Source organism: Janthinobacterium foliorum, assembly GCF_978021625.1.
This window is the reverse complement of the sequence record NZ_CDXDQE010000003.1, coordinates 435,830-450,415: the sequence shown is the minus strand read 5'-3', so window position 1 is coordinate 450,415 and position 14,586 is coordinate 435,830. Positions and strand designations below refer to the sequence as shown.

General features: G+C 66.2%; 12 protein-coding genes. 5 read left to right on the top strand and 7 right to left on the bottom strand.

Annotated elements, in window-relative coordinates:
• The first annotated feature begins 42 nt into the window (after positions 1-42).
• Both ACZ92H_RS09500 and ACZ92H_RS09495 read left to right on the top strand, forming a co-directional pair.
• Positions 43-1,179 (top strand): succinylglutamate desuccinylase/aspartoacylase family protein, encoded by a 1,137-nt coding sequence (locus ACZ92H_RS09500; protein WP_465049139.1) that lies wholly within the window; start codon positions 43-45, stop codon positions 1,177-1,179.
• 19 nt (positions 1,180-1,198) lie between these two features.
• On the top strand, positions 1,199-2,587 hold the full coding sequence (locus ACZ92H_RS09495; protein WP_131373572.1) for a YfcC family protein: 1,389 nt from the start codon (positions 1,199-1,201) through the stop codon (positions 2,585-2,587).
• 105 nt (positions 2,588-2,692) lie between these two features.
• Here ACZ92H_RS09495 and ACZ92H_RS09490 read toward each other — a convergent pair whose 3' ends face one another.
• The 6 genes from ACZ92H_RS09490 to ACZ92H_RS09465 form a co-directional block, all read right to left on the bottom strand.
• The gene (locus ACZ92H_RS09490) at positions 2,693-3,283 is read right to left on the bottom strand and encodes a hypothetical protein (protein WP_465049138.1); all 591 of its coding nucleotides are present in this window, start codon (positions 3,281-3,283) and stop codon (positions 2,693-2,695) included.
• Positions 3,280-3,780, bottom strand: coding sequence for an RNA polymerase sigma factor (locus ACZ92H_RS09485; protein ID WP_465049137.1), 501 nt, complete (start codon positions 3,778-3,780; stop codon positions 3,280-3,282). The genes ACZ92H_RS09490 and ACZ92H_RS09485 overlap by 4 nt, the downstream gene beginning before the upstream one ends.
• 2 nt (positions 3,781-3,782) lie before the next feature.
• Positions 3,783-4,946 carry an ABC transporter permease gene (locus tag ACZ92H_RS09480; protein ID WP_465049136.1) on the bottom strand — a complete coding sequence of 388 codons (1,164 nt, stop codon included), beginning with the start codon at positions 4,944-4,946 and terminating at the stop codon, positions 3,783-3,785.
• Complete coding sequence (locus ACZ92H_RS09475; protein ID WP_465049135.1) at positions 4,943-5,677, bottom strand: ABC transporter ATP-binding protein; 735 nt, start codon at positions 5,675-5,677, stop codon at positions 4,943-4,945. The genes ACZ92H_RS09480 and ACZ92H_RS09475 overlap by 4 nt, the downstream gene beginning before the upstream one ends.
• 10 nt (positions 5,678-5,687) lie before the next feature.
• A complete protein-coding gene (locus ACZ92H_RS09470; RefSeq protein WP_465049134.1) occupies positions 5,688-7,076 on the bottom strand; it encodes an alpha/beta hydrolase in 1,389 nt (462 codons plus the stop codon).
• A 267-nt stretch (positions 7,077-7,343) separates the two neighbouring features.
• Positions 7,344-7,550 carry a hypothetical protein gene (locus ACZ92H_RS09465; protein WP_131373566.1) on the bottom strand — a complete coding sequence of 69 codons (207 nt, stop codon included), beginning with the start codon at positions 7,548-7,550 and terminating at the stop codon, positions 7,344-7,346.
• 274 nt (positions 7,551-7,824) lie between these two features.
• Between ACZ92H_RS09465 and argH the strand changes: the two genes are divergently transcribed.
• Positions 7,825-9,222 (top strand): argininosuccinate lyase, encoded by a 1,398-nt coding sequence (gene argH / locus ACZ92H_RS09460; RefSeq protein ID WP_131373565.1) that lies wholly within the window; start codon positions 7,825-7,827, stop codon positions 9,220-9,222.
• A 49-nt stretch (positions 9,223-9,271) separates the two neighbouring features.
• Here argH and ACZ92H_RS09455 read toward each other — a convergent pair whose 3' ends face one another.
• Positions 9,272-9,907, bottom strand: coding sequence for a hypothetical protein (locus tag ACZ92H_RS09455; RefSeq protein WP_465049133.1), 636 nt, complete (start codon positions 9,905-9,907; stop codon positions 9,272-9,274).
• A 693-nt stretch (positions 9,908-10,600) separates the two neighbouring features.
• Between ACZ92H_RS09455 and ACZ92H_RS09450 the strand changes: the two genes are divergently transcribed.
• A complete protein-coding gene (locus ACZ92H_RS09450) occupies positions 10,601-13,132 on the top strand; it encodes a M4 family metallopeptidase (RefSeq protein ID WP_465049132.1) in 2,532 nt (843 codons plus the stop codon).
• A 251-nt stretch (positions 13,133-13,383) separates the two neighbouring features.
• Positions 13,384-14,577 carry a type II secretion system F family protein gene (locus tag ACZ92H_RS09445; protein ID WP_465049131.1) on the top strand — a complete coding sequence of 398 codons (1,194 nt, stop codon included), beginning with the start codon at positions 13,384-13,386 and terminating at the stop codon, positions 14,575-14,577.
• Positions 14,578-14,586 lie beyond the last annotated feature (9 nt).

Below are 14,586 nucleotides of genomic sequence, written 5' to 3'. Positions count from 1 at the left end.
GGCCGAAACCCATCAACCATGCACCTTTCCGGGGCGCCCACCATGCACGTACAACAGCATCCGATCTCCACGCCACACGCCAGCGTGTCCTGCCAATTAAGCAGCTTTCACTTCGGTGGCGCGGCCGCCGACAGCCGCAGCGGCAAGAAGGTGTATATCCAGGCGGCCCTGCACGCGGACGAGGTGCCTGGCATGCTGGTGTCGCAGTTCCTGCGCCGCGAGCTGCTGGCGCTGGAAGCGGCAGGCAAGGTGCATGGCGAAATCATCCTGGTGCCGGCCGCCAATCCGATCGGCCTGGCGCAAGCCATCCACGGCGCGCCATTCGGCCGCTTCGACCTGACCACGGGCATCAACTTCAACCGCGCCTACCGCCACGTGGCCGAGGAGCTGAAAACCACGCTCGACGGCAAGCTGGGAGAGGATGCGCAGGCCAACGTGGCCCTGATACGCCAGCATGCGCGCAATGCCGTCGCCGCCTGGCGGCCGGACACGGATGCGGAGACGCTGAAAAAAACCCTGCTGGGCATGGCCATTGACGCCGACATCGTGCTCGACCTGCACTGCGACAACGAGGCGGCCCTGCATATCTATACGGGCACGCCGCTGGCCGCGCAGATCGCGCCCCTGTCGGCGCTATTGGGCGCGCGCGCCGTGCTGCTGGAACTGGCGGCTGGCGAAGAGCCGTTCGATGAGGCGTGCAGCCGCCTGTGGTGGGACCTGGACAGCCACTTTGGCGGCCGCTATCCGATTCCCGCCGCCTGCCTGTCGACCACCGTGGAATTGCGCGGCGAAGTGGAAGTGAGCTACGCCCTGGCCGAGCGCGATGCGACCGCCCTGCTGCGCTTCCTGGCCATCGAGGGCGTGCTGCAAATCGACGGCGCCGGCGACGACCTGCCCGCGCCGCAATGCCAGCCCACGCCGCTGGCCGGCGTCGAACCGATCCTCGCTCCCCACCATGGCGTGCTGGTGTACCTGCGCGAAATGGGCGATGTGCTGGCCGCCGGCGATGCGCTGGCCGACCTGATCGACCCCGTCAGCGGCGAGACGACGACTTTGCGCTGCACGGTCGCTGGTGTATTCTTCGCGCGCAGCGCCCACCGCCACGTCCTGCGCGGCATGAATGTCGGCAAGGTCGCCGGCGCTGTCGCCTTCCGCGGCGGCAGCCTGTTAAGCCAGTAAAAAATCCCAAAAAAGCGCCATGAGAAAATTCAAGCTCCCCAATACCTTCGTCCTGCTATGCGGCATCCTGGCCATGATCGCCCTGGCCACCTGGCTGGTACCGGGCGGGAAATTCGACACCCAGCTGGTGAATGGCAAGCAGCTCATCATTCCCGGCACCTTCCACTACGTCGACAACAAGCCGCAGGGCCTGGCCGCCCTGATGATGGCGCCCATCAAGGGCTTCGTCGACGCCAGCCTGATCATCGGCTTCGTGCTGATCGTCGGCGGCGCCTTCGCCGTGCTGCAAAAAACGGAAGCCTTCGATTCGCTGATCAAGGCCATCGCCAAGGCGCATACCAGTTCGCGCTTCGTGCGCGCCGCCATCATCCCCGTCTTCTTCACCATGTTTTCCCTGGGCGGCGCCACCTTCGGCATGAACGAGGAAGCGATTCCCTTCATCCTGATCTTCGTGCCGCTGGCCCTGGCCCTGGGCTATGACACCATCACCGGCGTGTCGATTCCCTTCATCGGCTCGCAGGTGGGCTTTTCCGCCGCCTTCCTGAACCCCTTCAACGTCGGCATCGCGCAGGGCATCGCCGGCGTGCCGATCTTTTCCGGCATCGGCTACCGCCTGATCGTCTGGGCCATCGCCACGGCGGTGAGCATCGTTTTCCTGATGTGGTACGCGGCGCGCATCAAGCGCCATCCGGAAAAAAGCCCGACCTACCTGCTCGACATCGAAAAGCGCGGCGAACATACGCTGGACCTGGACAGCTTCGCCGGCATGACGCGCACGCACCGCGCCGTGCTGTGGATCTTCCTCGGCACGTTGCTGACGATGGTCGTCGGCGTCGTCAAGTACGACTGGTTCATCGATGAAATCGCCGCCCTGTTCCTGACGATGGCCATCGTCGTCGGCCTGGTCGGCCGGCTCGATATGGACAGCCTGGTCGCGGCCTTCGTGCAGGGCGCGCGCGACATGGTCAGCGTTGGCCTGGTCATCGCCCTGGCGCGCGGCACCATGATCCTGGCGCGCGACGCGCAGATCATCGACACGATGCTGCATGCGCTCACGCCCCTGGTGGCCTCGTCAAGCCCCGTCTTCGCCGCGCAAAAGATGTTCTTCATGCAGTCGGTGATCAACTTCTTCATCCATTCCGGCAGCGGCCAGGCGGCGCTCACCATGCCCATCATGGCGCCGCTGGCCGACCTGGTAGGCGTGACGCGCCAGACGGCCATCCTGGCCTTCCAGTTCGGCGAATTCACCACGCCGATGATCCCCACCTCGGGCATCACGGTGGGCGTGCTCGCGCTGGCGCGCGTGCCCTGGATCACCTGGGCCAAGTGGATGATCCCGCTGCAGCTGATCTACCTGGTGCTGGCGCTGCTGCTGCTGATTCCACCTTGCCTGATGCACTGGCAGTAAAAAATGCCACGGCGAGTCTAGCTCCCCGTGGCATTTTTTCGCGCGCAGATCATGCGCCTGCAGCGGCACTAGTCCTGGCGGCAATCCAGGCAGTTCCGCCAGACGCTAGGGCGAGGTCTCCAGCCATTCGGCCGCCAGTGCATCGACTTCCCTGATTTCCGCCTGCAGGCGGGTACGCTGGCGGTGCGCCCACCACCATCCCCCGCCCAGCACCAGTACCGGGATCAGCAGCGCCACCGCAGTGCGCCAGCCTGCCATCCCGGCGGGCGCCGTGCTCCACACCACCAGCGGCGCCGGCAGCAGGGCGATCACGCTCCAGCGGGTCAGCCGCGCGAGACGCAATCCAAGCTGGGCACGGTGCCGCCGCAAGGCGAGCCACTCGCGCAGGCTGCGCCCATCCGGCTGGCGCAGCGAACGCAGGCGGGTCCAGGTGGCAAGCAGCAGTATTACCATCGTCGCCGCCAGCATCCAGCACCACCACCACGCCTGCACGATACCGTCGGCAAGGCGCGGCCGCAGCATGGCCAGGCCGGCCAGGGCGGCAGCGGCGATCAGCCACTCGCCGGCGAGGACGATCACGGTGTGCCTGCGCTGGCTGCGCGCGCGCGCCATCATCGCCGCCACGTCCGGCAGCCGCGACGGCGCATTGCTGCCCCAGGCATCCTGCAGCGCGTCCCAGTCATTACTCTCGTTCATAGTTCCTCCAGTCGCTCTTTCAGCGCCGCCTTGGCGCGGTTCAGCCGGACGCCCACATTGTTTTCCGAAATGCCCAGCAGGGCAGCGATTTCGTCGTAGCGCATCCCTTCCAGCGCCAGCAGAACCAGCTGGCGCTGGCCGGCAGGCAGCTGGCGCAACGCCGCCAGCAGGCGCTCCTGCTGCTGGTTCCGGCCCGCAGCCATGTCGGGCCCTGGCCTGTCGTCGATCCATTGCTCGTCCAGTTCCTCGTAGCGGGGACGGCTCACCGCACGCATCACATGGCTGGCGCAGCGCCGGTGCGCCACGCCGATGATGAACGTCTTCAGGCTGGCCTCGCCGCGGAAGCCGGGCAGCGCCTGCCAGACGGCGAGCATGATGTCCTGCACCAGGTCATCGCGCTCATGGCGGTTGCGCTCGAAACTGGCGGCAAAGCGCACCAGCATGCGGCCATGTTCCTGCATCAGGCGCTGAAATAACGCTTGCTGTTCCCCGGCCATGCCTACAGTCCGAAAACAAAACGTTCGCTGCCGAGGCGGCGGCTGCCGGCCCATGCCAGCAAGCCGACCGCCGCCAGGCTGATGCCGAGCGACAGCAGCTGCGGCAACGGCGGCATGGACTGGCCGGCCAGCAGTGCCGCCAGCTGCGCGTGCTGGCTCAGCATCGGCAGCAACTGCACCGCCGGGGAGCTTGTGCCAAGCTGCCCGACCACCAGCGCCATCGGCGCCAACTGCAGCAGATTCAGATACGTTTGCGCTTCCTTGTGGCTGCGCGCATGCAGCGCCAGCGTGCACTGCAAGGCCCCCACCAGCAAGGCCATCGGCAACAGCACCAGCAGCATGCGCGCCAGCATGGCCGCATCGGGCGCAAAGGCGACACCCACTTCGTACAGGGGCAGGCGGCCCAGCACCACGGCCGATACCAGCAGCGCCGCCGCACCCGTGGCGTAGCCAAACAGCGACGCGGCCAGCCATTTTCCGGCAAACAGGACGCCTGGCGCCAGCGGCTGCGCCAGGAGCGCTTCGAGCGAGTGGCGTTCCCGTTCACCACCCGTCACATCCAGTGCGACATGCGCGCCGCCCACGAACACGCCGAGCAGCCAGAAGACGGGTAGCAGGCCCAGTACCAGCGCAGCCTTGCCGCCCTGGCTACCCATGTCGCGCAGGTCGAGGGCCAGCGCAGCCGCACTGCCGGGCGCCACGCCAGCGGCCAGCAGGCGCTGCCCGGTCAATTGCATGCCGTAGCCGGCCACCAGTTCCTGTACCCGCTGCGCGCGGCGGCGCACTTCGCCGTCCGACATGTCGGCCCACAGTTCGAGCATGGCCTGGCGCCCCTGTGCCAGGGCCGCCGGCGCGGCCGTCGGCACGACCAGCACCACGGCGGCAGGGTCGCGCGCCAGCAGTTCGGCGGGCGCCTGCGCGCTGGTGTCCAACACCAGTCCCCCGGTCAGCAAATGGGCCACCAGGCCGGGCGCGAGCGCCGCGCCTATCACGTGCACCGGCTGCTGCCCGCCATCGCGTTCGGCCGCGATCATGGCCTTCAGGGCGACGGCCAGCAGCATGGGGCCGAGCAGCGCGAACAGCAAGCCGGCCATCACCGCGCGGCGGTCGCGCAGCGCATCGCGCACTTCCTTGGATACGACGATCCACAATGCCCAGCTATTCATGCCGCAATCCCTTCTTCGCTACCGATCACAGTGACAAAAGCCTGTTCCAGCTGGCCGCTGCCGGTGCTCTCCAGCAGTGCCGGCAAGTCCCCGGCAAAGCGCACGCGCCCGGATGCCAGCACCACCACACGGTCGCACAGCGCCGACGCCTCCTGCATCACATGCGTCGACAGCAGTACGGCGGTGCCGCGCGCACGGGCCCGCAGCAGCGCCGCGCGCACCGCGCGCGTGCTCATGACATCGAGTCCGCGCGTCGGTTCGTCCAGCACCAGCACGGCCGGCTGGTGCAGCAGCGCGCGCGCCAGCGCCACCTTGATGCGCTGTCCGGCCGAGTAACCCTTGCAGGGACGGTCCGCCTCCGCGGCCAGTCCCACTTCGTCGATGACGCGCTCGATGGCGCGTTCCAGGTCCGCGCCGCGCATGCCGTGCAGGCGGCCGAAATAGCGTAGATGATCGCGCGGATCGAGCCGTTCGTACAGTCCGAATTCATCGGTGACGATGCCGAGCTGGCGCCGCGCGGCCTGTGGCGCGCGCGCCACCACGATATCGCCGATGCGCACCTCGCCCTGGTCGGGCGTAAGCAAGCCATACAGGGTACGCAGACAGGTCGATTTTCCCGCGCCATTCGGGCCGAGCAGCGCGGTGATGCTGCCCGCTTCCACCTGGAAGCTGACGTCGTCCAGGGCTTGCAGTGCGCCGTAGCGCTTGCTGACATTTTTCACATGAATCATGCCTGACTCCTTATAAGGTGGGTTGGCCATAGGCCAGCACGAAGGGCGGACGGCGGATCGCCGCCAGGCAGGCGCCATCGACGGCGACCGGGTCGGCGTGCTTGAGGAAGGCGGCGATCAGCTGCGGCGCGCAACCCGTGCCGCTGAAGGTGTGGCCAGCCTGCGGCGCCACCAGCACGCGGCTGTGGCGCAGGGTGCGCGCCGCCAGCTGCGCATGGGCGGGCGGCGTGACGGGATCGAGGCCGCCGGCGAACAGCAGGGCCGGCACCGCCGACACGACTGCCTGGGCCAGCTCCCCGGGCGGTGTTGCGGCGGGCCAGGCGCTGCACCATTCGCGCCAGCTGCGTGCATAGGCATCGCCAAAGATGCTGCCGGCCGCGTCGCGCGCCAGCGCTGCGGCATCGATGAAGGGCGCATCGTCCGTACACAGCGCGGACAAGGTCTGGCCGAACGTCATGCTCTCCAGGCTCCAGCTGGCCGTGGCATCGTACAAGCCTTGCAATGGCCGGAACTGCCCGTTGGCGGCGGCATGGATGGCATACGGCAGCACGCTGGCATGGCTGGGCACATACAGCGCGCCACGCAGCAGTTGCGGGATGGCCGTCCCCGCATGGCGGCCGACGGCCGGCAGCGCCAGCAGGGTCGCCAGATCGCGGCGCAGATGGGGAAAGGCGGCCGCGCAAGCCGGGTCGGCGGCGCAATCGGCCAGCAGGCGCTCCAGCGCCGCCTGGCTATGCGCGGACGACAGCAACACCCTGGCATTGGGCGGCGCGACGGAATCGAGCACCATGCTGCGCACGCTGCCCGGATACTGGCGCGCGTACAGCAAGGCGGTGCGGGTACCGTAGGAGCCGCCCCACAAGTTCACCTGGCGGTAGCCAAGCTCCCGGCGCACCGCCTCGAAGTCGGCCAGCGCTGCGCCGGTATGGTAAAGGTGCGGATCGGCATCCAGGCGGGACAGGCAGCGGCGCAGGTGGGACTGCACGGCGGCCGTGTCGCCATCGCCGATGGCGTCAACTGGCATGGCGCAGGTCAGCGGCGCCGAACGGCCCGTGCCGCGCTGGTCGATGAGCAGCACGTCGCGGCGCTTGCGCACTTCGCGCAAGGTACCCGACAGCAGCGCGCCGTACTCCATGGCCGCCTGGCCGGGGCCGCCGGCCAGCACCAGCAAGGGGTCGGCTTCGGCGGGCCGCGCGGTGGCCGGCACCAGCGCGAAATGGATGGCGATGCGGCGCCCCGCGGGACGGGAGCGGTCTTCGGGCACCTCGATCGCGCCGCATTGCACCCGCTCCGGCAAGTGCGGCAAGTGACAGGGGCTGAGCGCGGGATTGCGCGCGGTGGCCAGGCCCGAATACAAAAGGGCAGCGAGCGACAGCGCCAGTGTTTTCCAGTTCATCATGATCCTCGTGTGGATGGCAATGAACAGGTAGTACGGATCGGCGGAAAAAACTTACACGGCGGATGAAAAAAGGTGGCGCTGCAGGGATGCTGGCGAAAGCAGCTGTTCGTACTCCCGGGGCGAAGTGCAGCCGCCAGCAGAGGCCTGCCCGGTGGCGGACAAGGACCGGGGGCGCCGCCCGTCCTGACTGCCGATGATGTTGTATTGCTGGAACTGATGGTGTGACTGGTACTGCCTGCTGATGAACGGTACTGCCGGCATGGCCGCTTACATCGCGGCTTTTTCCGCGGCGCTCAAGCGCTTGGCGCTGACATACACGGTGTGCATGGTGGCCTGGTCGGCGCTGGCGACGAGGGCGGCAGGTGCGGCGGGAGCGGCGCGGAACTTCGGCACGGCGGCGGTGGCCAGGCTGGTGGCGGCGGCGATGGCGATGATGGCGACGAAGATGGCTTCCATGTTTTTGGCGATGTTCATGATGTTTTCCTTTAGGTGGGTGGTGTTTGCTGTTTGTCCTGCGATGATTGAACTTTAGGCAAATCTCCCCCGCCCTGCCACCGGATTGCGACAAAACGCGCGATTGGCGGGACAGAATACAAAAACGCAGGATGAAACGCGGATGCACGTCCAGTTCCCCCCATCTGACGCCTGCAAGCCGCATTCCCCGCCATTTCGCCGCCTGGCCGCCCCCTAAAAGCCCTACCGCAGGCCAACCTTGTTTATAATCGCCCTACACTAAAGGACTTCTTTCATGACTGATCAATTCTCCAAAAAGGGCGAAGCCTGGTCGGCCCGGTTTTCCGAACCGGTCTCGGACCTCGTCAAGCGCTACACAGCTTCTGTATTTTTTGACAAGCGCCTGGCGCTGTTCGACATCGAAGGTTCGCTGGCCCATGCGGAAATGCTGCATGCGCAAGCCATCATCAGCCCGGCCGACTACGCGGAAATCCAGCGCGGCATGGCGCAAATTTCGCAGGAAATCGCCGCCGGCCAGTTCGAATGGCTGCTGGACCTGGAAGACGTCCACCTGAATATCGAAAAACGCCTGACCGAACTGGTAGGCGATGCGGGCAAGCGCCTGCACACGGGCCGTTCGCGCAACGACCAGGTGGCGACCGACATCCGCCTGTACGTGCGCGCCGCCATCGACGACATCACCGCCCTGCTGGCGACGTTCCGCAGCGCGCTGACGGACCTGGCCGAGCAGCATGCCGACACCATCATGCCGGGCTTTACCCACATGCAGGTGGCGCAGCCGATCACCTTCGGCCACCACATGCTGGCGTATGTTGAAATGTTCGGCCGCGATGCCGAGCGCATGGCCGACTGCCGCAAGCGCGTCAACCGCCTGCCGCTGGGCGCCGCCGCACTGGCCGGCACCACCTTCCCCATCGACCGCCTGCGCGTGGCAAAAACGCTGGGCTTCGACGACGTGTGCCACAACTCGCTGGACGCCGTCTCGGACCGCGATTTCGCCATCGAATTCTGCGCCGCCGCCGCCGTGCTGATGATGCACGTGTCGCGCATGGCCGAAGAGCTGGTGATCTGGATGAGCCCGCGCATCGGCTTCATCGACATCGCCGACCGCTTCTGCACCGGCTCGTCGATCATGCCGCAAAAGAAAAACCCGGACGTGCCGGAACTGGCGCGTGGCAAGACGGGCCGCGTCTACGGCCACCTGATTGGCCTGCTGACCCTGATGAAAGGCCAGCCGCTGGCCTACAACAAGGACAACCAGGAAGACAAGGAACCGCTGTTCGACACCGTCGACACCGTCATCGATACCCTGCGCATCTTCGCCGACATGGCCGGCGGCATCACGGTGAAACCGGAAGCGATGCGCGCGGCAGCCCTGCAAGGCTACGCCACGGCGACCGACCTGGCCGACTATCTGGTCAAGAAAGGCTTGCCATTCCGCGACGCCCACGAAGCGGTGGCCCTGGCCGTGCGCGCCTGCGTCGATGCGGGCTGCGACCTGGCCGACCTGTCGCTGGAGCAGTTGCGCGCCTTCTCGCCACTGACGGGCGAAGACGTGTTCGAGGTGCTGACGCTGGAAGGCTCGGTAGCCGCGCGCGACCACGTAGGCGGCACCGCGCCCAAGCAGGTGCGCGCCGCGATTGCCCGCGTGCGTGCGCAGCTGGAAAAATAAACGGGATGTTCCGCCAGCGCCCCGCTGCAGCGATGCAGCGGGGCGTTTTTCATTGCGCGACGATTTTCGACAGCACGGAAAACGCCGCCCCCGTCTGCGACGCCTCCAGCAGCAAGGTCAGCTCCGTGTAGGTGCAGATGATGTTGATCAGGTTGATGCGGTCCCACGCCAGGCGCCGCAGGATGGCGTGGTACACGCCGGGCGTGTAGCAGGTTTCGGGCGCCAGGTGCAAGGTCACGGCCGTCACGCGCTCCAGGCGCGCCAGTTCCTGCTCGCTGCCGAAGACTTCGTCCACCAGCGCATGCAGGCTGCGGCTGCAGATCACCATCACTTCGTTGACGCCGCGCGTGATGGTGATGAAGGTGCCCCGCTGCGGCGCGGCCAGCGCCAGCAGCTGCCGCTGGCAGGCATAGGTCTGGTCTGAATAGCGGTAGGTAAACACCATCAGCTCGCTGCGCGTGGACAGTTCCCCCGCGCGGTGCGCCAGCACGATCTCGCCGCTCTTGTGCTGCGGCATCCGCTCCGCCAGGCGGCGCAAGGCCATCACCACGGCGGCCTGGCCCACGGGCTTCCACATGTCGGTCTGCAGCTGCGGCTGCAACTGGCGCGCCAGCTCCGACAGGTTGAGCAAGCCGCGTCCCAGGCCCTCGCTGAGAAAGGCCGACTCCATGACGATCTGTTCCACTTTAGTCGCTATCGAAAGCATAGTTCTGTGGGCCGGTGATTCCGGTGCACGCACCAGGAGCCGGCAACCCTTCCTGAAAAAAGAGACGCACTGCGCCCACGGCCACGCCTGGCGGCGCGGCCGGACACCTTGAAAAAAGCCCCTTGCGGGGAAGATCCGGGCGATGGCGGCTAGGAAGGCGGATGCAGCATCAGCGCCGCTCCAGAGGGAAAGTGGCTGAAACCAACAGCAGAGAACAGTACTGACGTCATGTGAGACTCCTGATTTTTCTTCCCGATGCGCTGCATGAACGCGGTCATTGCCGCGTGCGCTTTTTTTGTTGTCGCGTGGCCCACTGGGGACAACGCGCAGACCTAGTGTAGATCGCAACATTTAAAAAATGCAACAGTGTTTTGCGAGCAGAACGGCCAAGTAGAGGGAGTAGTCCAAAACAAAAGTTATGGCTTGCGGCAGATCAAACGTTCGCGTCATAAATCCCGGAGAAATGTTCAATTCTTAACAAAAAAGGGCAACCTGACCCATTTCTTGAAAATTTTGACATGGCGATATCGACAAGTTTAGTGTCGCTCTACCCGGCGTCATCCATCACCAAAACGGCAGGCTATCCGCCCGCCGCCAGACGCGCCGGGGTGGCCATCAGACAATCGCGGCCAGCTCATTCACCATTTTCCTAACCGATACCATGGAGCAGAAATGAATTTACGTTTGACGATAGTTGCCGCATCCATCGCCGCCCTGCCGCTGATGGCCACCACCGCCGGTGCCGCCACGCCGCTGCCACAAACCCTGATGGCCGCCCCGGTCAGCCTGGCGTCGCCACAAGAGACCGCCAGCCTGGTCAACAAACTGGCGGCGCAGGCGCGCAGCCGTGGCCTGAACGCCGAGCATGGCTTTACCGTCGGCGCCCAGCATCCGGGCGTCAGCGGCACGCGCGTCAGCCGCGTGCAGCACACCTACAAGGGCTTGCCCGTCTTCGGCTCCGAGACGGTCGTGGTCAGCAACAGCGCCGGCGACATCGTCAGCGAATCGGTCTCGGACCGCGCCTCCGGCCTCGGCAGCGGCGGCGTCAACTCCGTCACCCGCAGCGCCACCACCGATATCGACACCACGCCCGCCATCAGCGCGGCCGCCGCCATCGCCGCCGCCGTGGACAACATCGGCGTGCGGGCCGTCGACCACGTGCCGCCGCAGGCGCAGCTGCTGATCTACCCCGTCATGAAAACCGTGCGCGTGGCCGGCGCCGAAAACAAATCGGAAGCGTCCCTGAACGCCCTCGACGTGCAGGATGTCGTCGACCATTACGAGCTGGCCTACCTGGTACAGACGCGCATGATCAGCGGCAACAAGCCCGTGTACTACGACACCGTCGTCAGCGCCAAGGACGGTCGCATCCTGCGCCAATGGAAAGCCCTGAAAACCGTGGCCGGCATCGGCAACAGCCAGTACAACGGCCAGGTACCGCTGAACACCACGCTCACCGGCAGCACCTACACCATGAAGGACCCCAGCCGCGGCACGGGCGGCAGCTTCGGCGGCATGGCCATCACCAACGCCAACCACGGCACCAGCTCGGGCAGCGTGTACAGCAGCACCAGCAATACCTGGGGCGACGGCCAGCAATACATCAGCGGCGGCAGCACCACCAATGCGAATGGCCAGACGGCGGCCGTGAACGCCATGTGGGGCCTGATGAACACCTACGACACGCACAAGAATGTGCTGGGCTGGTCCAGCCTGGACGGCAACAACACGGCCACCCACATCGCCGCCCACGTCAACACGGCGTATGACAACGCCTACTACGACAGCAACTGCAAGTGCATGTACATCGGCGACGGCGGCAGCTCGTTCAACAACCTGGGCTCCATCGACGTGATCGGCCACGAAATGGGCCACGGCATCACGGACGCCACCTCGGGCCTGATCTACTCGCAGGAATCGGGCGGCCTGAATGAATCGAGCTCCGACATCGCCGGTGAAATGGTGGAAGCGTATGCGCGCGCCGGCGGCACGGGCACCACGATTCCCAACACGGGCAACGATTGGATGACGGGCAAGGAAATCGCCAAGAATGGCCAGCCGCTGCGCTGGCTGTACAAGCCCAGCAAGGATGGCAGCAGCCCGAATGCGTGGAGCAGCACCATCAAGAACCTGGACGTCCACTACAGCAGCGGCCCGAACAACCGCATGTTCTACTTCCTGTCGCAAGGCTCGAATGCCACGTCCAGCAGCGACTACTACAGCTCCTACCTGAACAAAAGCCCGCTGGCCATGACCGGCATCGGCAGCGACAAGGCCTACCGCATCTGGTTCAAGGCCGCCACCACCAAGTTCACCTCGTCGACCAACTACGCCGATGCGCGCAACAAGGTGCTGCAGGCAGCCGAGGAACTGTATGGCGTGGGCAGCGCCGAGGCGACGGCCGTCAAGCGCGCCTATGCGGCCATCAACGTGGGCACCGACGTCGATGAATCGACGACGGGCGGCGCGGTCACCATCACCAGCCAGCCGGCCAGCATCACCGTCGCACCGGGCGCCACCGCCTCGTTCGCCGTCGGTGCGGGCGGCGGCACGGCGCCGTACACCTACAAGTGGTTCCGCAACGGCGCCGTGATCAGCGGTGCCACCTCGCCGACCTACAGCTTCACCACCGTGGCGGCCGACAGCGGCGCCGTCTTCAAGGCCACGGTGACGGATTCCTCGTCGCCTGCCGTGACGGCTACGTCGAACAATGCCACCCTGACGGTGGGCACCAGTTCGGCCACCGAGCGCGTGACGAACGGCGGCTTCGAAGCCGGCGCCACGGGCTGGAGCGGCACCACGGGCGCCATCGGCACCTTCACGGGCCAGGTTGCGTATGAAGGCACGCAGTACGCCTGGCTGGGCGGCAATGGCACCACGGCCAGCGAATCGCTGACGCAAAGCGTGGCCATTCCGGCCGCCGCCACCTCGGCCAGCCTGACGTTTGCGCTGCACATCGACACGGCCGAAACCGGCACGACCGCCTACGACAAGCTGGTGGTCACCGTGAAGAACAGCGCCGGCACCGTGCTGGGCACCCTGGCCACCTACTCGAACGCGAACAAGGCGGCCGGCTACCAGATCCGCACGTTCGACCTGATCGCCTACAAGGGCCAGACCGTGCAGATCTCGTTTGCCGCCACCGAGGATGCGTCGCTGCAAACCTCGTTCGTGATCGACAAGGTCAGCCTGATCACGCAGTAAGCATGTAAGCACGCGGGCAAGCCTTCGCTGCAAGGGCTTGCCCGCACACGCCACACGGCACGATTGATTTTCTGGCAATTCCAGTCTACCCTGAGGCAGTGATTGCACCTTGCTGCCGGTACCCGCGACGAATTGAACTTTTTTTTTGGATTGTTCCTGACCGATGCCTACTTCGACCTTGTCCGCACGCGCCGTCCCCTCTATCCGCCACGCCATGCTCACGTCCATCGCCATGCTCGCCTGACGCGGCCATGCAGTTCCACCTCCAGGTACAGGGCCCGGCGGGCAGCCAGGCGCTGGCCATCGATGCTGCCAGCGAGGCCGAGGCGATCCGCGCGGCCGTGCGCGGCGGCTGGCGCGTGCTGGCCGTCGACGACGGCGCCGCGCCGGACGCGGGCGCCGTGCTCCGCCCGGGCAAGCAGGGCCTGCCCCTGCTGCAATTCAGCCAGGAGCTGCTGGCCCTGCTCGAAGCGGGCCTGAACCTGGGCGAGGCGATGGCCACCCTGCACAACAAGGAAACGCGCGCGGGCGCCAAGGCGACACTTGCCGCCATCGTGCTCACCCTGCAGCAAGGCCAGAGCTTTTCCGATACGCTGGCCGACTTCCCCGACATCTTCCCCGATATTTATATCGCCACCGTGCACGCGGCCGAACGCTCGGGCAACCTGCCCGAGGCGCTGGCCCGCTTCGTCGGCTACCAGCTGCAGTTCGACGCCATCCGCAAGAAACTCATTTCGGCCGCCATCTATCCGTGCATGCTGCTTGTCGTCGGCGGCCTGGTGACCCTCTTCCTGCTCGGCTACGTGGTGCCGAAGTTCAGCGTCGTCTACGAAAGCTCGGGCCGCGACATTCCCTGGATGTCGCAAATGCTGCTGGGCTTTGGCCAGACCCTGGCCGCCCATCCGCTGCTGTGCGCCAGCGCCCTGGCGGGCGTGGTAGCCGCCGTGCTGTACGGCGTGGGCAATGCCGGCGCGCGCCAGGCCATGGTGCTGCGCCTCCTGCGCCTGCCCGTGCTGGCGGAGAAGGCGGCCGAATTCCGCCTGGCCCGCTTCTACCGGGCTCTCAGCCTGCTGCTGCATGCCGGCATTCCGCTGCACAAGGCGCTGGCCATGGTCGCGCCCATGCTGCTGCCGGCGCAACAGGAGCAGCTGGCGCAGGCGCGCCGCGCGGTGCAGGAAGGCATGCCATTTTCCACCGCGCTGGAGCAGGCCGGCATGGCCACGCCGGTGGCGCAATCGCTGCTGAAAGTGGGCGAAAACACGGGCCGCCTGGGCGACATGCTGGAACGCTCGGCCAAATTCCACGACGAGGAATTCGCCCGCTGGGTCGACTGGGCCTCGCGCCTGCTCGAACCGCTGCTGATGACCATCATCGGCGTCGTCATCGGCGGCGTGGTGGTGCTGATGTACATGCCGATCTTTGAACTGGCCGGGAGCTTATCGTGACGGGTTTAC

Excerpts from the sequence above, each read along its gene's own strand:
- ACZ92H_RS09500 (WP_465049139.1), top strand. The coding sequence starts at position 43 with ATGCACGTACAACAGCATCCGATCTCCACGCCACACGCCAGCGTGTCC.
- ACZ92H_RS09495 (WP_131373572.1), top strand. The coding sequence starts at position 1,199 with ATGAGAAAATTCAAGCTCCCCAATACCTTCGTCCTGCTATGCGGCATC.
- ACZ92H_RS09490 (WP_465049138.1), bottom strand. The coding sequence starts at position 3,283 with ATGAACGAGAGTAATGACTGGGACGCGCTGCAGGATGCCTGGGGCAGC.
- ACZ92H_RS09485 (WP_465049137.1), bottom strand. The coding sequence starts at position 3,780 with ATGGCCGGGGAACAGCAAGCGTTATTTCAGCGCCTGATGCAGGAACAT.
- ACZ92H_RS09480 (WP_465049136.1), bottom strand. The coding sequence starts at position 4,946 with ATGAATAGCTGGGCATTGTGGATCGTCGTATCCAAGGAAGTGCGCGAT.
- ACZ92H_RS09475 (WP_465049135.1), bottom strand. The coding sequence starts at position 5,677 with ATGATTCATGTGAAAAATGTCAGCAAGCGCTACGGCGCACTGCAAGCC.
- ACZ92H_RS09470 (WP_465049134.1), bottom strand. The coding sequence starts at position 7,076 with ATGATGAACTGGAAAACACTGGCGCTGTCGCTCGCTGCCCTTTTGTAT.
- ACZ92H_RS09465 (WP_131373566.1), bottom strand. The coding sequence starts at position 7,550 with ATGAACATCGCCAAAAACATGGAAGCCATCTTCGTCGCCATCATCGCC.
- argH (WP_131373565.1), top strand. The coding sequence starts at position 7,825 with ATGACTGATCAATTCTCCAAAAAGGGCGAAGCCTGGTCGGCCCGGTTT.
- ACZ92H_RS09450 (WP_465049132.1), top strand. The coding sequence starts at position 10,601 with ATGAATTTACGTTTGACGATAGTTGCCGCATCCATCGCCGCCCTGCCG.
- ACZ92H_RS09445 (WP_465049131.1), top strand. The coding sequence starts at position 13,384 with ATGCAGTTCCACCTCCAGGTACAGGGCCCGGCGGGCAGCCAGGCGCTG.